This is a genomic window from Thalassomonas sp. RHCl1 (assembly GCF_947387555.1).
Taxonomy (GTDB): Bacteria; Pseudomonadota; Gammaproteobacteria; order Enterobacterales; family Alteromonadaceae; genus Thalassomonas.
Genome location: NZ_CANDNZ010000006.1, coordinates 200,738 through 222,102 on the forward strand (window position 1 = coordinate 200,738; position 21,365 = coordinate 222,102).

General features: G+C 48.1%; 12 protein-coding genes. 7 read left to right on the forward strand and 5 right to left on the reverse strand.

The window, feature by feature from the left end:
* Window positions 1–125: 125 nt before the first annotated feature.
* Entirely contained in the window at window positions 126–5,045 is a 4,920-nt protein-coding gene (locus QL234_RS17965) for a DEAD/DEAH box helicase (protein WP_281559185.1), read from the reverse strand.
* 865 nt (window positions 5,046–5,910) lie between these two features.
* Window positions 5,911–7,392 (reverse strand): ketol-acid reductoisomerase, encoded by a 1,482-nt coding sequence (ilvC, locus tag QL234_RS17970; RefSeq protein ID WP_281559186.1) that lies wholly within the window; start codon window positions 7,390–7,392, stop codon window positions 5,911–5,913.
* Between the two features lie 195 nt (window positions 7,393–7,587).
* Between ilvC and ilvY the strand changes: the two genes are divergently transcribed.
* Window positions 7,588–8,466 carry an HTH-type transcriptional activator IlvY gene (ilvY, locus tag QL234_RS17975; protein WP_281559187.1) on the forward strand — a complete coding sequence of 293 codons (879 nt, stop codon included), beginning with the start codon at window positions 7,588–7,590 and terminating at the stop codon, window positions 8,464–8,466.
* A 157-nt stretch (window positions 8,467–8,623) separates the two neighbouring features.
* On the opposite strand, the gene QL234_RS17980 is transcribed toward ilvY, so the two are convergent.
* On the reverse strand, window positions 8,624–10,147 hold the full coding sequence (locus tag QL234_RS17980; protein ID WP_281559188.1) for a YifB family Mg chelatase-like AAA ATPase: 1,524 nt from the start codon (window positions 10,145–10,147) through the stop codon (window positions 8,624–8,626).
* Between the two features lie 560 nt (window positions 10,148–10,707).
* On the opposite strand from QL234_RS17980, the gene ilvG reads away from it, so the two are divergent.
* The 6 genes from ilvG to QL234_RS18010 all read left to right on the forward strand — a co-directional run bounded on the left by ilvG (window position 10,708) and on the right by QL234_RS18010 (window position 17,617).
* On the forward strand, window positions 10,708–12,390 hold the full coding sequence (ilvG, locus tag QL234_RS17985) for an acetolactate synthase 2 catalytic subunit (protein WP_281559372.1): 1,683 nt from the start codon (window positions 10,708–10,710) through the stop codon (window positions 12,388–12,390).
* Between the two features lie 82 nt (window positions 12,391–12,472).
* Window positions 12,473–12,733, forward strand: a complete 261-nt coding sequence (gene ilvM, locus QL234_RS17990; protein WP_281559189.1) for an acetolactate synthase 2 small subunit — start codon at window positions 12,473–12,475, stop codon at window positions 12,731–12,733.
* 43 nt (window positions 12,734–12,776) lie between these two features.
* Complete coding sequence (locus tag QL234_RS17995) at window positions 12,777–13,706, forward strand: branched-chain amino acid transaminase (RefSeq protein WP_281559190.1); 930 nt, start codon at window positions 12,777–12,779, stop codon at window positions 13,704–13,706.
* Window positions 13,707–13,791: 85 nt separating this feature from the next.
* Complete coding sequence (gene ilvD, locus QL234_RS18000) at window positions 13,792–15,654, forward strand: dihydroxy-acid dehydratase (RefSeq protein WP_281559191.1); 1,863 nt, start codon at window positions 13,792–13,794, stop codon at window positions 15,652–15,654.
* Entirely contained in the window at window positions 15,647–17,188 is a 1,542-nt protein-coding gene (gene ilvA, locus QL234_RS18005; RefSeq protein ID WP_281559192.1) for a threonine ammonia-lyase, biosynthetic, read from the forward strand. The genes ilvD and ilvA overlap by 8 nt, the downstream gene beginning before the upstream one ends.
* 231 nt (window positions 17,189–17,419) lie before the next feature.
* Complete coding sequence (locus QL234_RS18010; RefSeq protein ID WP_281559193.1) at window positions 17,420–17,617, forward strand: hypothetical protein; 198 nt, start codon at window positions 17,420–17,422, stop codon at window positions 17,615–17,617.
* 93 nt (window positions 17,618–17,710) lie between these two features.
* Here the strand turns inward: QL234_RS18010 and QL234_RS18015 are convergent, their stop codons facing one another.
* A complete protein-coding gene (locus QL234_RS18015) occupies window positions 17,711–19,843 on the reverse strand; it encodes a peptidase domain-containing ABC transporter (RefSeq protein ID WP_281559194.1) in 2,133 nt (710 codons plus the stop codon).
* Window positions 19,844–19,924: 81 nt separating this feature from the next.
* Window positions 19,925–21,169, reverse strand: a complete 1,245-nt coding sequence (locus QL234_RS18020; protein ID WP_281559195.1) for an HlyD family efflux transporter periplasmic adaptor subunit — start codon at window positions 21,167–21,169, stop codon at window positions 19,925–19,927.
* Window positions 21,170–21,365: the final 196 nt, after the last annotated feature.

Consider the following 21,365-nt stretch of genomic DNA (forward strand, 5'->3'; position numbering starts at 1 on the left):
AATATCTATCATATTACAGTGTAACTTTTTACCATTAGTTCATTTGTATGCTAATTGGCTTCTCCCCTTTTAGTACCTAAGTTAAAGTTTTGCATATCCTAATGACGTAATATGCTGTTGTCGGGTTAAAACTCCCCGACCTCTATGTATTTAGCCCAAGCCTCAAACAAAGATTCAGGAAAACTTCCTCGTTGCAAATGTGGTTCTGACAAGGCATAAAGTTTCCTTGTTCCTATTGAGCCTTCAGATGCGCCGGAAATTATGGATTTCAGATAATGGTCAATATCGATCACGAAGTTTCTGGCGCAGAGACTCAAGAGAATTCCAAAGGCTGCAGGCGATAATCGACAATGCTTGCCGAATTCGCCTGTAGCCCCAGCTGTCCAGGGAAAATCTACAACTATGATATGTTTGATATTCTCATGTTCGGTAATGGTTAAATTGGTTTGATCGCCAAATGAAAAGTAGGCTCGATAATGGTTGGCTTTGCGAACGCTGATCCGATCAGAACCGTCGCTGTCGAATCCAGGAGAGTATGTCTGCAACTCAACGCCGTTATCTGAGCGTGAAACCAAGAGTTGCCCTTCTTTTTCATCAGACAGTATTAATGCTGAGAGGTTATTATTTTCCTCTGAATCAGACATAGACCAGAGTCCCTTTTTCGGGGTGGCGTTATGCAACATATTATGGACCTGCTCATTGGCAAAAGCCCAGTACTCTTTGGATACTTCCTCATTTGCTTTGGTCACGGAATTGCCTCCAGATGCCAGATAACTGAATTGTTTAGAGACCTCCTGAAAGCTCTCGATTATAAATGTTCTGACATGCTTAACTATTTTTCTTTTGTGTGGTGCATCCATATCAGAAAGTTCATTCAAATTACCCATGGCAATGTCTGCACTGGAATAGCCGCTGCCCAGCAAGGCATGGACTTTTACTCGGTTAAACGGAGGAAAGGTATGTTTGTTTTTAAATAGCAAAGGGATGGCTTTTTCAGTACAGCCAAATCGAGAGCGGTGCACGAACCGAACCGCATTGAAGGTAGAACTTGCAGGAAGAATTTGGTCTTCCGATGCCCGGATAAGGGATACTAAGAACAGTACTTTCCAGGTTAGGTTTTCAGCAAAAGATTCAAAGTTGAATACAGATGATGAAGTTGTTTGTCCGCTACTTGGGTAGAGGCGCTGAATTTCCCCGATGACATTACGAAGAGAAGCTCCTGATATCCAAGTTAAGAAAGCAACAAATAACCGGAAGCAACTGTCTTGTGGGGCTTCTTCGTAACGGCCCTGTGCGTTTACCACGGGGTGGTTTTTTAATATCCATCGCATGAATTTGTGTAGGATTTGCTGGACAGGTGCTTCATCTTCTTCCTTGATTACCTGCATACTTGCCAGTAATTGAGTTGCCCTAGAAATTAGGTCATTACGGTTCTCTGCAGCATTCCACTCCATAGCAAGGCGAAACTCGGGTAAGCGGGCTAGATACTGTCGGTGTACCTCTGGCTGAAAAAATACCGGTAGAATAGCCAGTTCGAAAGGTAGGTGGGTATCACGGGCAGTGTTCCAGAATCCGTTTAAGGCCAACAGGGAACTGCGTAGTTTAGTTACAGTAGCTATTTCTGTACCTGTATCAATGGTTGAGCAACCGAGTGGTGTAATCTGGTAGCCGCCAGTTGCTGGCTTGCGTATTAAATTATAGGTGGCTGCACTCTCAATGACTTTACTGACCGCAGATATCAGTTCTTTTTTCTTTTTGGCACAACGGATTTGTGTGTGTGGCTCATCTAGCTCTTGACTGGAATCGCAGTTTTGGCTGTAGTAGAGGGTCCTATAGAAGATCTTCCTGATGACCTCGTCAACGGTACACTGACCATGATTCTCGAAGCCGTGATCGTTTTCTCTTTCTGTTCCTCCGAGAAAACGTATGCCGTCCAGTACACTCCTTGAAAACGGATAGCTGAATTTTTCAATGGCTCTATTTCCCAAAAGGAGGTTGTCGTCGTCCTGTTGTCTTTCGGAGGGTTGGTGTGTTCCTTCGTTCAGGGCTTGATATTGATGATCATATTTTTCTAGCTCTGCTAGGGTTCGGGCATCACTGCGGTAAAACAGCTGACTGCGTATTTCTGGAGGATTGATGTAGAAAGATTCCAATACTCTTTCAAATGATTTTTCTTCCTCAGGATCCAAATACCAGTAAACATGTGGATTTCGTTTCAGGTTGGACTGGCCGAGACGCCCTGCTCGACCTGCCATGTTGGCAAAATCGCAACGTGACAGGAGAATTGATTTTGGCTTTGCTGTTTGAACCCGTTCTCCCTCTGGAAATAGGACATTGAAGAGCACAACATCAGTTACCTTTAGGTTAACACCGAAACTTAGAGTTTCTGTAGCAAAGACGATTTCGGAACGACAGTCACCGGGTAAGGATTTTCCCAGATAATCTTCAAAGTTCTCTCTTACTTTTTGTGGTACGTCTGCATTGTGGATAAAGATACCTTCTTCTGCGCAGTTTTTCAGGTCTGAGGCAAAATCCGTGGTTTCAATTTCAGAAATAGCCTTGAGTGCAGTGGCGATACCTGACTCGTTCGGTGTAATGGGTTTTGCTGCTGAGCAATCGTACTCAAAGTGGATACGAACAAAATTCTTGATGAATTTGGCCACCTCAAGTACTTCGAATTTAGAGCTCATGAACACCAACAACCGTTGCCCGTATAGGTTATTGCGCATCCATTGGTCAATAAATTCTTTATAGTATTCTCGCCGGGTTCGCCTAGCATCAAACCCGTGTTTTTCAGGAATCTGGGTAAGAGAAGTGCGAAAAGTTTCAAATGTGTCACACACATTTTGCGACTCCTCGGTTGTTAGCAATAAGGGATCTTTGTTGTTGAAAGTTTTGATATCAAATATGGCTGGGAGATGGTCGCTGGAGTTATTTATTTCTGCCCGGCCAGGGACAATACAACTGTGCGTGACAGGTTTGGCCCTGGAAGAGTCAGCCAGGACTAATGGGGATATATCTTCAGAAAGGTCATAATCATAGAACGTCATGAAGTTTTTTAGTGCGTTTCCTGGCTTTTCTGTGGTTATGATCACCATCCGTAGTTGGTCATCTTCGTCGGTGCTGTCTATGCGGCGTTCTTTTTCTAATTTTATTTTTGCTAACAAGCATTCAAGAATACTACCTCTGTGCAGGTCTTCAATCATGTGGAATTCGTCTATCACCACCATATTTAATTTTTTGAAGAGATCCTGAGAGGCGCTGAGGATGACGTTAGCTTTTTCATACACGGTAGAGGCAATATTGAAGTCACCACGCATTAAAGCTCCGTCAGAGGCATTGTTATCTCCGGTAGAAACAATGACGGGATCGTACTCCGAGTTTTTCAGGTTTGGAGAAGGAAAAATTTTTTTCCAGGCTTTTGCTCTCTCTTGAGCCAGAGCTTTTGTTGGTGCTATATAGAGTATCCTGGCTCTTGCAAATTCGTGTGGCCTGCTGATTCCGAACAGGTGTTCGGCGAGAGTTGTCTTCCCTGATGAGGTGCCACCAGATAAGATTAAATCTTTAAAACGGTGCTTTGTCAGTTCCTCTCGTCTCTCCCAAAATGCTTTTTGTAAATGGGTTAACGGGTAGTGAAATGTGGTGTCGATTCCAGACTCATTAATCATGCGCTTATGGTAGGAGATATTCTTACTCCAGCACCAAGTGGATAGGTCTTTGATGGTTTCTTCATAAGGCGGAGTCTCCACCTGATCCTGAATGGAGCTTTCTATGGATTCCACTACCGTGGCTGGATGCGTTTCAGGTTTTAGGGTGGAAAATTTGTCAAACAACTGGCTGGCGACTTTTTCCCAAGTCGGCCACTTTTTTAGAATGTTCGATCTTAGTTTTTGTGCGTTGTTGAAAACCTCGTCATAGTTTTGCGCATTTCCGATGAGTTTGGTTTTTATTTTTTCCAATAGATCTTTTTCACTGATGCCGTTGGTTGGCACAGTGATTAGAAGTGATTCTGTTGTTTCTTCACCGATGACCTGTTTTAGGTCGTGGAAAAAGCCTGAGTTCTCTGAAATGATAGCGGGGGTGCCAAAGCTGCAGGCTTCCAAATAAGTTAGACCGAAGTTCTCGTACCAGGAGGTGAGTAGGATAAATGCACAGGACTCCATTTTAACTTTTAGATCTGATGAATCAAAACTCTGAATATCTTCAAAAGGAATTACTCTAATTGCAGCTTGAGAACTGTCTCTTAGTTTTTCTTGTTCTTCTTCCAAGACGTTTTTATCACCGCTGGATCCGATGGCAAAAAACTTAACGTCAGTTGTGATGAGTTTGTCGATACTTTCCGAAGCTCGCGCTGCATTCCAGGCTTTTGCCGATAAGGAGATCTGCTTGATAGAGTCACTGATCGGATCAAGGCGGCCAAAAGACATGGCATTAAAATATTTGGACTTCTTTGCCTGTGATTTGATTACTGGCAGTCCTGGAAGGATATAATCAATATTTGCGTCATTGTCGCTATCTAGGGACTGGAGGTAGTTTTTAGAAAAAGAACCAACACTGATCGCCAAATCAGATTCCTGCAACATTTCTCGTTGGTAGTTTTCTTTTCTGTCTATTTCAGTATCGGCTTTCCCTTTGCGTTTTTCACTACGTCCATAAGCACTGTGAAAAAAAGTCACAACCTTAGCATCGGGGTAATTCTCTCGGACAAGCGATAATAACTCTTTGCAGAAAATATCGTGTAGTAGAATAATATCAGGTTCAAAATTTTGTTTTGTCATTTGTCCGTTGACAGCATTAAATTCCGTTTCGGACCATGAGGAGATATCGTTTGCTGAGGGGTGTTTTATTTCTTTACTTCCAGGTGTGATCGCTTTAAACCCGATGTCTTTACAGTCTTTTTGTAACTCAGAGGTGTTTACCTGTAGACAGGCGCATATTTCAATTCCCTCACCTATTGAAGCGAACCCTTTGACAAGTTCTTTATTGAATACATCTATACCGCCTGTGATGGACCCCCAAACTGAAGCAAATGTCGCGATTTTCATTCTATTATCCTTATTAGAATTTTATTTGCCGATATTATCCCGGATAAAATGTATACCACTTACAATAAATTCTTTAATACTTCATATTTCACCGGGTAGTGATAATTCAAATTTAAGTGCAGTTTTGCTGTATAAAAACACGTAAAACAAATTTTGTTTCTTAAGTTATGACATAGAAATTAAGTTGATTAGGCTTTTTAGCTTCCTGCAAAGTGCGAACAGCGGTTCCCCTGAACGTATTAATCGCAGTTTTCTTAATTTTTTCTATAAAGTGATTATTTAATTTCTATTTTGATTCAATTACGTACGGCTCTAAAGTCTTAATATCAAAGCGACGTGACGGCTATAAAAATAGACGTTCTATGAAGATTAAGTATGTAAACAATAAATGTATGTGGTTCACTATAGCTTTAGAGCTAGAGTAGGCAATAATATCAAATTATACATATTTTTTAGTCTCGTCAAGTCTGGTCAGGCTTGTTGAAATTCTGGGCTTTTACACCGGTATAGATGAATAGACTGTTGCGGTAAGTTAAATATAGAGAAGACTTAATTATTGGAATTAAGCTTTTTTATCAAGCGGGTACAGTACACAAAGAGGGGGCTTTGTGAAAAATGATGCTCTTTATAGTATTGCTAATTTTTTAATGACTGTAGCTATAAGCTAAAAACCTCTTTAGCTTCAAGCTAAGGACTCATAACAATTTTATGTCAATTGGCTAGTGGTGTTCTGTTTATTTATAAAAATGAAAGATTCATAAAAGGTGAATAATTATAGGCCGCCATTAATGACAGCCTACCTTTAATTTTTACTTTGGATGAAGATAGATGTTATTGTGATAATCTATCTTTTAGGCATCTAAATTTACTGGGCGCTTTCGACGATACGTTTCATATCCGTCATATAACCGCGCAATTCTTTGCCTATGGTTTCTACGCCGTGGCTGCGGATGGCTTCGTTGACTTCGATCAGGCGGACATTATCAACGCCGTTGGAGCCGCTGATGCCTTGTCCTAAGTCTTCCAAGGTTAGCTTGCCGGCAAACTCTTCCAGCAAAGGTACCGCCGCATGGCTGAACAGGTAGTTACCATATTCTGCGGTATCCGAGATCACAACATTCATTTCGTACAACTTGTTACGGGCAATACAGTTGGCGATCAACGGCGTTTCATGTAAAGACTCGTAATAAGCCGATTCGTCTATGATGCCGGCGGCAACCATAGCTTCGAAAGCAAGTTCAACACCCGCCTTGATCATGGCAATCACGAAAATGCCTTTATCGTAGTATTCCTGCTCGCTGATCTCGGTATCGCAGTCAGGCGCCTGCTCAAAAGAGGTTTCTGCCGTTTCTGCGCGCCATTTCAATAAGTTGGCATCATCGTTAGCCCAGTCTTGCATCATGGTTTTGGAAAACTCGCCTTCGATGATGTCGTCCATGTGTTTTTCAAATAACGGGCGTAAAATAACTTTTAATTCTTCCGACATATCAAAGGCTTTGATTTTTGCCGGGTTGGACAAGCGGTCCATCATATTGGTGATACCGCCGTGCTTCAGGCCTTCGGTGGTGGTTTCCAGGCCGTATTGCAGTAATTTACGGGCATAACCGGCATCGACACCGTTGGCTACTAATTGCTTGTGGCCCAAGATAGCGGCGGTTTGTAACATGCCGCATAAAATGGTTTGTTCGCCCATCAGGTCGGACTTTACTTCGGCGATAAAGGAAGACTCCAATACCCCGGCACGGTCGCCGCCGGTAGCGCTGGCATAAGCCTTGGCAATGGCCAGGCCGTCACCGCGCGGGTCGTTTTCCGGGTGTACCGCGATCAGGGTCGGTACGCCAAAACCGCGTTTGTATTCTTCTCGTACCTCGGTACCCGGACACTTAGGTGCCACCATCACTACTGTGATGTCCTTACGGATCTGCATACCCTCTTCAACGATGTTAAAACCGTGGGAATAGGACAAGGTGGCACCCTGCTTCATCAGCGGCATCACTGCGCTGACGGCAGAGGTATGTTGCTTGTCCGGGGTCAGGTTTAATACCAGGTCTGCCTGCGGGATCAGCTCTTCATAGGTACCGACGGTAAAGCCGTTTTCTGTCGCCCACTGCCAGGATTGGCGTTTCTCGGCGATGGCGGCTTCACGCAGGGCGTAGGAAATATTCAATCCGGAGTCGCGCATGTTCAGGCCCTGGTTTAAGCCCTGGGCGCCGCAACCGACAATTACTATGTTCCAGTCTTTGATAAAGTTACAGCCGTCAGCAAACTCTTCGCGTTTCATAAAACGACATTTGCCCAGCTGAGCTAATTTTTCTCGTAAACTTAAAGTATTAAAGTAATTGGCCATGCTTGTCTCCGCTGCTTGATGCTGTTTCCCTGGAAAAGCATCAAATTGAATCAAAAAAGTATAGGTCAGTATGCTGACGATAAAGAAATAATAACCTAGTCTTCTCGTTGCTTAAAATGATATATTTGCACTTTAGTGTTGCGTTTTTTGCAATGAAGAGTGCAGCCTTATTTTTTACCAAAAATGTGAGGGCTTATGGATATAAAATCATTACAAATGTTTCAGCACCTGGCCAACAGTCTGCACTTTGCGCAAACGGCCCAGGCTTTTCATGTCAGCCCGTCAACCCTGAGCCGGACGATACAGCGCCAGGAAGAATCATTGGGGAGTAGTTTGCTGCACCGGGATAACAGGACCGTGGCCCTGACCGAGGCCGGAGAGCAATTTAAAATCTATGTCGACCAGCAGCTGGAGCAGTGGCAATTGCTTAAGCTGACCCTGAACCAAAAGCAGGCGGAGCTTAAGGGCAAGCTACATATTTACTGCTCGGTAACCGCCGCCTACAGCCATTTGCCCCCGCTGCTGGACCGCTTCCGCCAGCAACATCCGCTGGTGGAAATCATGCTGACCACAGGGGATGCCTCAGATGCCCTGGAGCAGGTACAGCAGCAGGCGGTGGACTTTGCCATTGCCGCCCGGCCGGATAAATTGGCCGGCCGTTTTTATTTCCACCACCTGGCGCAAATTCCGCTGGTGGTCATTGCCCCGACCATAGCCTGCAGTGTGCAGCAGATGTTGCAGCAGCAAGTATTAAACTGGTCGCAGATCCCGATTATTCTGCCCGAGCACGGCCCGGCACGGTCGCGGTTTGAGTCCTGGTACCGGAAAAAGCAACAGGGTAAACCTAATATCTATGCCACGGTTTCCGGGCATGAGGCGCTGGTGAGTATGGTGGCGCTGGGCTGTGGTGTCGGCATAACCCCGGAAGTGGTGGTGGATAACAGTCCGGTGAAAGACAGGGTGCAATACCTGCCTCAGGCGGGTGTCATTGAACCGTTTGAGCTGGGCGTTTGCTGTTTAACCCAGAGACGGCAGCAGCCGCTGATTAAGGCATTTTTTGACGCCATCAGTTAACCTGCTCAGTTGTTAAACTGAAACGGCATCGGTGAGGTGGCGCAATAACCTGTCCATGGCGCGATATGACAGGGCTTCGATCAGATGCTCATGTTTGATGTTCTCACTTGCTTCCATATCCGCCAGCCAGGCATGAGGGGGCGATTTGTAATGATTTTTACACGGAAACGGCATCGGTGAGGTGGCGCAGTAACCTGTCCATGGCCCGGTACGACAGGGCTTCGATCAGATGTTCATGTTTGATGTTCTCACATCCTTCCATATCCGCCAGGGTGCGGGCAATTTTTAAAATCTTATGATGCGCCCGGGTGGAGAGGCCTAATTTCTCCACCGCCAGTTCGAGGAAATCATGATCCTCTTTGCTCAGCGGACAGTAGCGGCGCACCTGGGGGCTGGTTAAGTGAGCGTTGGCGACTCCCTGGCGTTGAATTTGCTGTTGGCGGCAAGTCTGTACCCGTTGCTGGATTACCTGGCTGCTTTCATTGTTTTGCTTGTCTGCAGACCAGATACCCCGCGGCAGGCGTGCTACTTCGATCTGAATATCGATACGGTCTAGAAACGGTCCGGATAAGCGGTTCAGATAGCGCAATACCTGCTCCGGGGTGCTGCGGTTATCATTGTAAAACCCCGTCGGGCTGGGATTCATGGCTGCCACCAGCTGAAAGCGGGCGGGAAAGGTTTGTTTGGTCAGGGCCCGGGAGATGGTGACTTCGCCGGACTCCATGGGTTCGCGCAAGACGTCCAGCACTTTACGGTCAAATTCGGGCAATTCATCCAGGAATAATACTCCGTTATGGGCCAGGGAAATTTCCCCGGGTTTGGGCTGGCTGCCGCCGCCGACCAGGGCTGCGGATGAAGCCGTATGATGGGGAGCGCGAAACGGCCGTCTGAACCAGGAAGTCTCATCTATGCGCTGGTGGCTGATGGACTGGATTGCCGCGGCGGCCAGGGCCTCTTCTTCGTTCATTAACGGTAAAATACCGGGTAAACGGCTGGCGAGCATGGTTTTTCCTGTGCCCGGCGGACCGATAAACAGCAGGTTATGAGCGCCGCTGGCAGCAATTTCCAGCGCCCTTTTTGCCAGCGGTTGACCGATCACATCCGCCATATCTTCCGTGATAATTTCTGCTGCCGCGATCTCTTTTTTAGCTTCTACCAGGGGTAACTGGCTCTGGCGCAGAAAGTGGGGATAGAGCTGGGTGAGATGATCCAGGGCATGAATTTTTACGTCCCTGACCCAGCTTGCCTGGGGGGCATTTGCCCGGGGCAGAAACAGGGTCCTGTCCTGGTTTTTTGTCGCGATGGCCAGGGGGATTTCGCCGATGATTTCCCTGATTTCACCGGAAAGTGCCAGCTCTCCGGCAAATTCATACTGGTGTAAATCCGGTATCGGCAACTGTTCTGAGGCCACAAGGATACCGACAGCTATGGGTAAATCAAAACGGCCGCCTTCCTTGGGTAAATCTGCCGGGGCGAGGTTGATGGTGATGCGTTTGGCGGGAAATTCATAACCGCAATTGATCAGCGCACTGCGTACCCTGTCTTTGGCTTCCTTGACCGAGGTTTCCGGCAAACCGACGATATTAAAGGCCGGCAAACCGTTGGCTAGATGGACTTCAACCGCCACCTGGGGTGACTCAAGACCCAGCCGCGCTCTGCTGTAAACACATGCTAATGCCATAAAAATCCATTTTTACCCACAAGCTTAAAATTCAAGTGTAGCCCTTGTGTGTTTTTTCGCGAATGCGGGTGCTTGATTTTGAAGCGAATTAAAAATGAGCAATAAAAAAGCTTGCTAGGTGCCGTAAAGCTGTGATACTAATTTAAATAGATGCAATTGATGCAAATAAATTTTCGGAAAAATTAAATAAACATGCAAAACCTTAGCTTAGTGATTATTAACATTCTCGTCGTGGTGATTATTAAATCGTCGCGGGGGTGTTCGTTGAGCTAAAGAAAAGCAAAATACAGAATTCCAAACCCCCGTTTCGAGAGAAGCGGGGGTTTTTTGCTTTCAGGGCCTGAGAAAATCACAAGGGACGGGATGTTCACCCCGATTGAGGTGACAGGGTGAAACAGGTTTTAAGTTAAACGGCAAAATTCGCGGCGTAAATTGAATATTCAATAACACGCAGATGAAGATTATTTTTTGGAGTGAACAACGGACACTTGGTCATTAAAAGTTGATGAATAACAAGTGAATAGTTTAAGCATATTATGGCAACTGACATGGCAAGCAAAATGGTAAACGAACAACAGCTCACCGGCGCATCCTTATTATTTCAGGTACTGCAGCAACACGGGGTCGAAGACGTTTTCGGCTACCCGGGGGGCGCGATTATGCCGATTTATGATGCCCTGTACGACAGTGAAGTGAAACACTATCTTTGCCGCCATGAGCAGGGGGCGGCGTTTTCTGCCGTAGGTTATGCCCGCGCTGCCGGTAAGGTTGGGGTATGTTTTGCCACTTCGGGGCCGGGGGCGACTAACCTGATCACAGGTCTTGCCGATGCCATGTCAGACTCCATTCCTGTGGTTGCCATTACCGGCCAGGTGTCTACCAAGGCCATGGGTTCGGATGCTTTTCAGGAAGTGGATATTATCGGTCTGTCGCTGGCCTGCACCAAACACTGTTTCCAGGTGAAAGATGTTAACGAATTGGAAGATGTGTTGCACCAGGCCTTTGACATGGCACTGTCGGGTCGTCAGGGACCCGTGTTGGTGGATATTCCCAAGGATATCCAACTGGCGGCGGTGAGTCGGAAAGCTGGCAATCTTGCTGCGTTGGATATGAGTAGCCAACAGGCGGATAAGACCAGCCAGGCACCTGCCAATGTCGGTGCTGCCCTGGCGTTGTTGAGCCTGGCGAAAAAGCCGGTGCTGTATGTCGGCGGCGGTGTCGGTATGGCGGATGCGGTTGCACAATTACGTGAATTTATTGAAGTTAGCGGCATGCCCAGTGTCTCTACTTTAAAGGGCTTGGGCGCGGTTGACCCGAAAACCGATACCTACCTGGGTATGCTGGGCATGCATGGTACCAAGGCCGCCAATTTGGCGGTACAGCAATGTGATTTGCTGGTAGCGGTAGGCGCAAGATTTGATGACCGGGTGACCGGTAAGCTGGCGGAATTTGCCCCGGATGCCAAGGTGATACATTTTGATATCGACCCGGCGGAAATCAGCAAGCGTCGTGTCGCCGATGCCGTGGTGCTGGGGGATTTAAAGGTGAATTTACCCGCCTGTTGCCTGCCGCTGGAAATCGAGTTATGGCGCACTAAATGCCTGCATATGAAGGACAGTTTTGGCTGGAATTATGATCATCCCGGCGAGGGCATCTTTGCCCCGGCCTTTTTAAACCAGGTATCCCGGGTTATGCCGGAAAATGCTGTGGTGACCACAGATGTCGGCCAGCACCAGATGTGGAGTGCGCAGCATATGGCCTTTTCCCGGCCGAGTAACTTTTTAACCAGCGGCGGTCAGGGAGCCATGGGCTTTGGCATACCGGCGGCAATCGGCGCTCAGGTCAGCCGGGCACAGGATACTGTGATTGCCGTTTCCGGCGACGGCTCTTTTATGATGAATGTCCAGGAGCTTTCCACCATCAAGCGTTATGGTTTGCCGGTGAAAATTGTGCTGATCGACAATGCCAAACTGGGCATGGTGCGCCAGTGGCAGCAGCTGTTTTTTGAACAGAGATACAGTGAAACCGACTTATCGGATAATCCGGATTTTGTCACCCTGGCAAGCGCCTTTGATATCAAGGCCAGGGCGATCAGCAAAAAAAGCGAAATATCCGGCGCCATCGAAGAAATGCTTAACCATGACGGTGCTTATTTGCTGCAGGTGAAAATTTCCGCCAGCGACAATGTCTGGCCGCTGGTGCCGCCGGAGACCGCCAATGACGACATGATGGAGAGTCATTGATGAACAGTCACTTTTTAACTAAACCGGCCTCAGTGGCCTTAACACCTTTGCTAATACCTTTTAAGCCAGGCCAGGAGCTAACATGATGAACCAACATACATTGAAGATCACCGCATCGGATCAGCCCACAGTGCTGGAAAGGTTGTTGCAGGTCACCCGCTACCGCGGTTTTGTCGTCACCGGCATGACCATGTTTCCCCAGGAGGCCGGAGACGAGCTGGCGATTGAAATATCGGTACGCAGCGACAACTCCATCGACAATTTATACCATCAATTGGATAAATTATTCGACATCAGGGATATCAGGGTTGACAATACCACATCGCTGCAATGTCGCGCATAATAAAAACAACAGTTGTGTTGTAATTTAACGTTAGGAAAAGAAAATGGCTAAAGTAAGTGCTGAACTCATTTGGTTTAATGGTGAACTCATTCCATGGCAGAACGCTACTGTGCATGTGATGAGCCACGCATTACATTATGGTTCATCCGTGTTTGAAGGGATCCGGGCCTATAACACCCATAAGGGTACCTGTATTTTTCGTTTGAAAGAGCATATCGAACGTTTATTCGATTCTGCAAAAATCTACCGTATGGATATCCCTTATACCGTGGAAGAGGTGATGCAGGCCTGTAAAGATGCCGTCACCAAAAATAAACTTGAAGCGGCCTACCTGCGCCCGCTGGCCTTTTTAGGGGATGTCGGCATGGGCTTACGTCCGCCTGCCGATGTCAAGGCAGACTTAATGATCGCTGCCTTTAGTTGGGAAGCATATTTAGGCGCCGATGCCATCGAAAACGGTGTTGAAGTCGGGGTATCGAGCTGGAACCGTTTAGCGCCGAATACTATGCCGACAGCGGCAAAAGCCGGTGGTAACTACTTGTCATCTCAGCTTATTTCTATGGAAGCCGGCCGTCACGGTTATACCGAAGGTATCGCCATGGACGTCAATAACCAGATCAGTGAAGGGGCGGGACAAAACTTATTCCTGGTACGCAAGGGCATCATTTATACCCCGCCGGGTACGGCGTCTATCCTTCAGGGCTTAACCCGGGATGCGGTATTCGTGCTGGCAAAAGAGCTGGGTTATGAAGTGCGTGAAGAAACTATCTCCCGTGAAGCCCTTTACCTGGCAGATGAGTTCTTTATGACAGGTACCGCCACGGAAATCGTCCCGGTGAAAACCGTAGACGGCTTACCTGTGGGTAACGGCAGCCGCGGTCCTGTGACCAAAGCCTTACAAGAAGCCTTCTTCGGCATCTTCGACGGCACTACAGAAGACAAATGGGGCTGGTTAGAGCCGGTCAGCGAATAAAGAAAAGCGGGAAACTTTTCCGGTTAAATACCGGTGAAGTTTCCCATTAATGTAACCAATATTTTTTAAATGGACATGTAAAGCTATGCCAAAATTAAGATCTGCAACTTCTACCCAGGGCCGCAATATGGCGGGTGCCCGAGCTCTCTGGCGTGCAACCGGTATGACGGACAACGACTTTGGCAAACCTATTATTGCCGTGGTGAACTCTTTCACCCAGTTTGTGCCCGGGCATGTGCATTTAAAAGATATGGGACAACTGGTGGCGGGTGCCATTAGTGAGGCAGGCGGTGTCGCCAAAGAATTTAATACCATCGCCGTGGATGACGGTATCGCCATGGGTCACAGCGGTATGCTTTATAGTTTGCCTTCAAGGGACCTTATCGCCGACTCGGTGGAGTATATGGTTAATGCCCATTGCGCCGATGCCATGGTGTGTATCTCCAACTGCGATAAGATCACCCCGGGCATGATGATGGCGGCAATGCGTCTGAATATCCCGGTGATCTTTGTTTCCGGTGGTCCGATGGAAGCGGGAAAAACCAAGTTATCGGATCAGATCATCAAGTTAGATCTGGTGGATGCCATGATCCAGGGGGCAGATCCCTCGGTGTCCGATGAACAAAGCGAGCAGGTGGAAAGATCCGCCTGTCCTACCTGCGGCTCCTGCTCAGGTATGTTTACCGCCAACTCCATGAATTGTCTGGCGGAAGCCCTCGGGCTGGCACTGCCAGGCAACGGCTCTATGCTGGCAACCCATGCCGACCGGAAACAGTTGTTTTTACAGGCGGGACGAGAAATCGTTAATTTAACCAAACGTTATTACCAGCAGGATGACGAGTCTGCCCTGCCCCGCAATATCGCCAATAAAATCGCTTTTGAAAATGCCATGTGCCTGGATATCGCCATGGGCGGCTCCAGTAATACCGTATTGCATTTACTGGCGGCGGCCAATGAGGCGGAAATTGACTTTACCATGGCGGATATCGACCGTTTATCGCGCCAGGTGCCGCATTTATGTAAGGTGGCTCCTTCCACCCAGGAATACCATATGGAAGACGTACACCGTGCAGGCGGCGTGGTTGCCATCTTAGGCGAGCTGGCGCGGGCCGGTTTACTCGATACCGGGGTAAAAAATGTCCTGGGTATCAGCCTGGCGGAGTTGTTGGAAAAATATGATGTTGCCGTAACTCAAGACGAGCAAATCAAAGACTTCTACCGTGCCGGTCCCGCCGGTATCCGTACCACTCAGGCCTTTAGCCAGGACTGCCGTTATGACAGCCTGGATGTCGACCGTGTGCAAGGGTGTATCCGTACCCGGGAGCATGCGTTTTCTCAGGAAGGCGGATTGGCGGTATTGTCGGGCAATATTGCCCTGGACGGTTGTATCGTGAAAACCGCCGGGGTGGCGGAGGATAATTTAACCTTTACCGGCCCCGCCCATGTATTTGAGAGCCAGGAAGATGCTGTGGAAGGTATCCTGGCCGGTAAAGTTGTTGCCGGTGAAGTAGTGGTGATCCGCTATGAAGGGCCTAAAGGCGGCCCGGGCATGCAGGAAATGCTGTATCCGACCACTTATCTGAAATCCATGGGCCTGGGCAAGGCCTGTGCCCTGATCACCGACGGCCGTTTTTCCGGCGGCACTTCCGGCTTGTCCATCGGCCATATTTCACCTGAAGCGGCGGATGGTGGTGCCATCGGTTTGGTTGAGCAGGGAGATATTATTCACATCGATATTCCCAAGCGGTTGATTAAATTGCAGCTTTCTGATGAAGAGCTGGCGCAGCGCAGAGCCCAGATGCAGGCGAAAGGCAAAAAAGCCTGGCAGCCGAAAGCGCGGGTGCGTCCCATCAGTTATGCCCTGAAAAATTATGCCATGCTGGCCACCAGTGCCGATAAAGGGGCGGTGCGTAACCGCAAACTGCTCGACGGAGATACAGATGACTAAAGTCGAGCATGTCTCTGATCACAATGGGGATATGGATTACCTGCGCCGTATTTTGCTGGCGCCGGTTTATGATATTGCCGTTGAAACCGAGCTGACGCCATTAACCAAGTTATCGTCACGGTTGAATAACCAGATATTTCTCAAACGGGAAGATCAGCAGCCGGTACATTCTTTTAAATTACGCGGTGCTTATAACAAGTTAAGCAACCTGTCGGAGCAGGAGTGTATCCACGGCGTGGTGGCGGCTTCTGCCGGTAACCATGCCCAGGGACTGGCATTGTCTGCGAGCAAGCTGGGTATCAAGGCGACAATTGTGATGCCGATCACTACCCCGGAAATCAAGGTCGACAATGTCCGGCGTTTCGGCGCCGAGGTGCGTTTGATCGGCCGCAGTTTTAATGAAGCCCAGGCGGCATCACAGAAGTTTGCCCGGGAAGAGCAGAAAACCCTGATCCATCCTTTTGATGATATCGATGTTATTGCCGGTCAGGGGACCGTGGCCAAAGAGTTATTGCAGCAGCAGCCCAACGCCGATGTGGTGTTTGTGCCGGTGGGCGGCGGCGGTTTGCTGGCGGGTATGGCGGTTTACCTTAAACAGTTGCGCCCGGACATCAAAATTATCGGTGTTGAAGCGGAAGACTCAGCCTGTTTACAGGCGGCATTGGCTGCGGGCAGCCCGGTGGATCTCGATCATGTGGGCTTGTTTGCCGACGGAGTTGCGGTGAAGCGCATCGGCAAGCATACCTTTGATCTGATCCGGCGTTATTGCGATCAGGTGATCACAGTCAACAGCGATGAGATCTGTGCGGCGATAAAAGATATTTTTGAACAAACCCGGGTGATTGCCGAGCCGGCAGGTGCGCTGTCGCTGGCGGCGGTAAACAAGTATTGTCAGACAAGCCCCGGCGATGAGTTGCTGGTGGCGGTGTTATCCGGCGCCAATATGAATTTTCACAGTTTACGTTATGTGTCTGAGCGTTGTGAATTGGGGGAGCAAAAAGAAGCGGTTTTTGCGGTGACGATTCCGGAGCAAAAAGGCAGCTTCCGCCGTTTCTGTCAGGCGCTGGCAGGGCGGGTGATCACCGAATTTAATTACCGCTATGTCGGCAGCGATAAAGCCCATATCTTTGTCGGTATTCGCTTAAGCGGCTCGCAGGAGCGGCAACAGCTGGCGAATATCCTGGAGCAGGCCGGATACAAGGTGCGCGATTTCAGCGACAACGAATTGGCCAAGTTGCATGTACGTTACATGATCGGCGGACAAAACCCGATGCCGGTGAATGAACGTATTTTCCGTTTCCAGTTTCCTGAATATCCGGGAGCGTTGGAGCAGTTTCTCGATACCCTGGGAGAGCTGTGGAATATTACCCTGTTCCACTACCGTAACCATGGCGCCGCCTTTGGCCAGGTGTTGGCGGGTTTTGAAGTCAAAGCAGAAGAAGAGCAGGACTTTTTTGAACACCTTAAGGCCCTGGGTTACAACTGGCAGGAAGAAACCAATAATCCTGCCTATCAGGCGTTTTTAACCCGTTAAGTTATTTGCCTGACCAGTTTTATTAACTTATTAATCCGGCAGGAAATTTTACCTGCCGGTGATTTCTTTTACCCCTTTCCGTTTTCTGTTCTGGCAAGTAAAGCTGCCAGAAACTTGTATAAATAGTAAACAAAATGTTATGCCCCTGACTTGACTCAGGGGGATTAATTGCTATTTTATGGGGGCGCTTTCGGGTGCACAGGAATGAAAATAAATCAAAAGGATTGAGTTATGGAACTGAAAGTTAATAAGAAGAAATTAGCGAATTTATCAAGGGATTTGAACACCATGCCAATGGCGCTTACCGCAAAAATTGCCGGCGGCACCTTGCCGGAAATCTCTGAAACCCCTGAAGTACCTGAAATGCAGGGAAGGCATGTCAGGTTATTGACCAAGAAAAAACCCACTGAATACCAAATCATATTTTAATGTTATGGTTGTCAGTCGCTTGAATTTGCAATTAAGGCAACGGTCTTGTTAAGTGTGGTAAAGACCGTTTTTCATTTTTCCCGTTTAACCTGATTAACTCTCCGCCTTTTCACTGGCCTGGGCTTCATTACTTTCTTGTTCGCTGATCTTTATTTCCCGGTCTGCCGAGGCTATGGTTTCCTTGCGGTGTGCGATGATCACCCGGGTGATATCCAGGCGTTTAACCGCGTCATTAATATCCGATTCCAGTTGGGTATCGAGATGGCTGGTGGCTTCATCCATAAACAGGATCTTAGGTTTCTTATATAAGGCCCGTGCCAGGATAATACGTTGTTTTTGTCCGCCGGATAAACTTGAGCCCATATCGCCGATGAGGCTGTTATACCCCATGGGCATATTGCTGATATCGTCATGGATCGCCGCCAGTTCGGCGCAGTACACCAGGTGTTCCATATCTATCGGGGTATCAAAGAAGGCGATATTGTCCGCCACCGAGCCGGATAACAGTTCATCATCCTGCATCACTGCGGCAATTTGCTGGCGGTATTGTTTATGTCCTAGCTGTTGCAGCGGGATATCGTCTATCAGTACCTGACCCTGCTGCGGCAGGTTTAAGCCGAGCATGATTTTCAGCAAAGTCGACTTGCCGCTGCCGGAAGGTCCGGTAATGGCCACGGATTCACCGGCATTGATATTCATATTGACGCCGTGAACAACATCTTGCCCGGCATCGCTGTAGCTGAAGGAAACATTTTCCAGGGTAATTTTTCCCTGGAGCGTATGGGGTTTGGCATCCTCTTCCTGCAGTACTTCTTTTTCCGTCAGGGCGATATCCGCCAAACGCTCGAAATGTAAGCCCAGCATTTTAAATTCGATGACTTTTTCGATCAGCGCCGCCATCTTGTCGATAAATTGCCGTTTATAGGCCATAAAGGCAAACAGCATACCGGTACTGAAACCGCCGTCGATCACCAGGTGGGCGGCAAGATAAATTACCGCGATATTTTCGACGCCAAACAGGAAGCGGTTGATGGCATCGTAGGAAATGACAAAATTGCCGAAACGGATATTCTGGTTGATGGCGGCGGCAAAACGGTTTTGCCACTGGCCTTCCCTTTTCACTTCCGAGCCGAACAGCTTGATGGTCTGGATGCCGCGTACGGTTTCCATAAAGTTACTGTTTTCTTCGGCGCGGGCAATGATTTCCTGCTCGCTGATGGCCCGGTACGGTTTATAACTGAGAAAACGCACCAGGGCATAGAGGCAGACCGCAGCTAATACCACTGCCGATAGCGCCGGACTGTAAAAGAAGATCATGCCCAGGGTGATCAATGCCATCAGGCCGTCGATGATGGTTTCTATTACCCCTGTGGTCAGCAGGCGTTTGACTTCCTGCAAAGAGCCAAAGCGGGAGACCACGTCCCCCATATGACGCTTTTCAAAATACTGCAGCGGCAAGCGGATCAGGTGATGGAATAAATTGGCCCCGAGCTGGATACTCATTAAGTTGGCAAAATGCATCAGGGATAAGCGCCGGATAGCATTGGTGACGGTTTCAAACAGCAGCAACAGGAAAAAACCTATTGCCAGCACAGTCAGCAAAGAGGTATCTCCGGTGAGGATGACGTCATCCACCACCAGCTGGATATAATAGGGGCTGGCCAGGGCGAATACCTGGATCAGCAGCGACAGGGTAAAAATCAGGGTCAGTGACTTAGTTAATCCTGTGATCTTGCTCCAAAAATCACTGAATTTCAGCGACGGCGGCGGCTCTTTTTGTTCAAAAGCCTGGGTCGGGCTCAGCTCCAGTGCTATGCCGGTAAAATGACCTGAGACTTCTTCATATTTTAATTTTCTGACGCCGGAGGCCGGATCATGAATGACGATGCCTTTGGCGTTGGCTGATTTTAATACCACAAAATGGTTGAGATCCCAGTGCAGAATACAGGGGGTTTGCAGATGCTGCATATCATCGAGTTCGATGCGCAGCGGCCGGGAGGTGAGCTCCAGCTTTTCGGCAAAATGCATGATATCGAGCAAGGTCGCCCCTTCAAGGGAGAGGCTGAACTTTTGCCGCATTGTCAGCAGATCTGATTTATGGCCGTGGTAGGCCGCTACCATCGCCAGCGAAGCCAGGCCGCATTCGGTTGCTTCCGATTGCAGCAATAACGGCAGGGTTTTACGATGCCAAAACTGTAATTTTGCGCCGGGAGAAGAAGTATCCATAATCTAGTTACAGTCCTTGGCTGAAAATTTATACATAGGTGTTAACGGGCTTGTGAACAAGCCTATTGATAGTGAGAACATTTATAACTGGCCTTTAATACTGAGAACAGGGTCAAACAACCAGTGTAATAATGAGCGCTCTTCGATAATAATGTCGGCGTCGAGCATCATGCCGGAGCGCAGGGAAATTTCTTTACCGTAGGCATTGATATTCTGTTGCGCCAGGTCCACCACCACCCGGTAGGAGGGCTGGTTGATCAATCCCGGGGTATCAAGCTCATCCGGTAAAATCACACTGGTGCTGATTTCTGAAATGGTGCCGTCATAAATGCCGAACTTCTCATAGGGAAAGGCATGATATCTTAGCCGGGTTTTCTGGCCGCTGTTGATAAAACCAAAGGCCGAGGTGGGTACATAAATCACCGCCTGCATGGCGCTGCCGTCGGGTAAGATATTAAGCAGGCTTTGGTTGGTCAGTACCGATTTTCCCGTTTTGGCCAGCAAACCCGAGACTATGCCGTCTGACGGCGCCCTTAATTCACCGAGGCGCTGTTGTTTGATGGTGGCCAGCTGCACCCTGGTTTCCGCCAGCTGGGTATTGATTTGGTTGTTGAGCTTGGCCTGCTCTATCGGTAATTGTGCCAGCTGGTTTTCTATCTGTTCAATTTGATCGTTAATGCTCAACCGCTCCGAGCGGATGCCGGAAGCCTGCTGATCCAGGGATAACAGCGAATCCTTCTGCTTTTTCAGTTCAAGATCGGAAATATAGCCGGTACCCGCCAAAGTAGAGACCTGCAGCACGATTTCTTTGTTGATGGCGATACGTTTGTCAAAAATATCCTTTTGCAGATCCAGCTGTTGCAGGCGTTTTTTGAAATTGCTGAGTTTATTTTCCAGTTCAGTGATCTGCAGCTGGTGTTGGGTTTGCTGTTTGCTTTTTTGCTGCTCTAACGTGGTGATTTGGAACTGGTACTGGTTGATCAGCGACTGGTTGAGCTCAAAACCCTCGGCGCCATGTTTTTCCGAGGTGATGCGCAGCAGCGGCTGATCTTTTTGCACCGCCTGGCCTTCCTGTACCAGTAACTGGGTGATAATGCCCGATTGCGGCGCGGTTAATTTTACCAGGCCGCTGTCCGGTTGCAGCATGCCGCTGACCCTTTCTTTACGGGTATAGCTGCCGATGGAGAGGTAAACCAGGCTAATGAGCACGATAATCACCATGAGCAGGGCAAAGGATTTAAATAGCGGCGGCTGAACTAAGCTGACGGCTCCGTCCAATCTGTGGCGTTTTTTTTCTAATACTTCGGGACGGAAAAGGTTATCCATAACAGTTACTACGGGCTCTTACTAAATCAAAATCATGATAGCATAGCTGATAAACTATGTTAATAAATTGTTTTTTCTATATAAAATAGCTGGTTACACAAAAAGGTGTTGATAAGTTGTTCAATTTCCTTAAGCTTTTTTTATGTGTTTTTGGCTGGAAATTATCCCTGTGTCCGGCTGTTTTTACCGGCAAAAA

Excerpts from the sequence above, each read along its gene's own strand:
- QL234_RS17995 (WP_281559190.1), top strand. The coding sequence starts at position 12,777 with ATGGCTAAAGTAAGTGCTGAACTCATTTGGTTTAATGGTGAACTCATT.
- QL234_RS17965 (WP_281559185.1), bottom strand. The coding sequence starts at position 5,045 with ATGAAAATCGCGACATTTGCTTCAGTTTGGGGGTCCATCACAGGCGGT.
- ilvM (WP_281559189.1), top strand. The coding sequence starts at position 12,473 with ATGATGAACCAACATACATTGAAGATCACCGCATCGGATCAGCCCACA.
- ilvD (WP_281559191.1), top strand. The coding sequence starts at position 13,792 with ATGCCAAAATTAAGATCTGCAACTTCTACCCAGGGCCGCAATATGGCG.
- ilvY (WP_281559187.1), top strand. The coding sequence starts at position 7,588 with ATGGATATAAAATCATTACAAATGTTTCAGCACCTGGCCAACAGTCTG.
- ilvC (WP_281559186.1), bottom strand. The coding sequence starts at position 7,392 with ATGGCCAATTACTTTAATACTTTAAGTTTACGAGAAAAATTAGCTCAG.
- ilvG (WP_281559372.1), top strand. The coding sequence starts at position 10,708 with ATGGTAAACGAACAACAGCTCACCGGCGCATCCTTATTATTTCAGGTA.
- QL234_RS18020 (WP_281559195.1), bottom strand. The coding sequence starts at position 21,169 with ATGGATAACCTTTTCCGTCCCGAAGTATTAGAAAAAAAACGCCACAGA.
- ilvA (WP_281559192.1), top strand. The coding sequence starts at position 15,647 with ATGACTAAAGTCGAGCATGTCTCTGATCACAATGGGGATATGGATTAC.
- QL234_RS18010 (WP_281559193.1), top strand. The coding sequence starts at position 17,420 with ATGGAACTGAAAGTTAATAAGAAGAAATTAGCGAATTTATCAAGGGAT.
- QL234_RS17980 (WP_281559188.1), bottom strand. The coding sequence starts at position 10,147 with ATGGCATTAGCATGTGTTTACAGCAGAGCGCGGCTGGGTCTTGAGTCA.
- QL234_RS18015 (WP_281559194.1), bottom strand. The coding sequence starts at position 19,843 with ATGGATACTTCTTCTCCCGGCGCAAAATTACAGTTTTGGCATCGTAAA.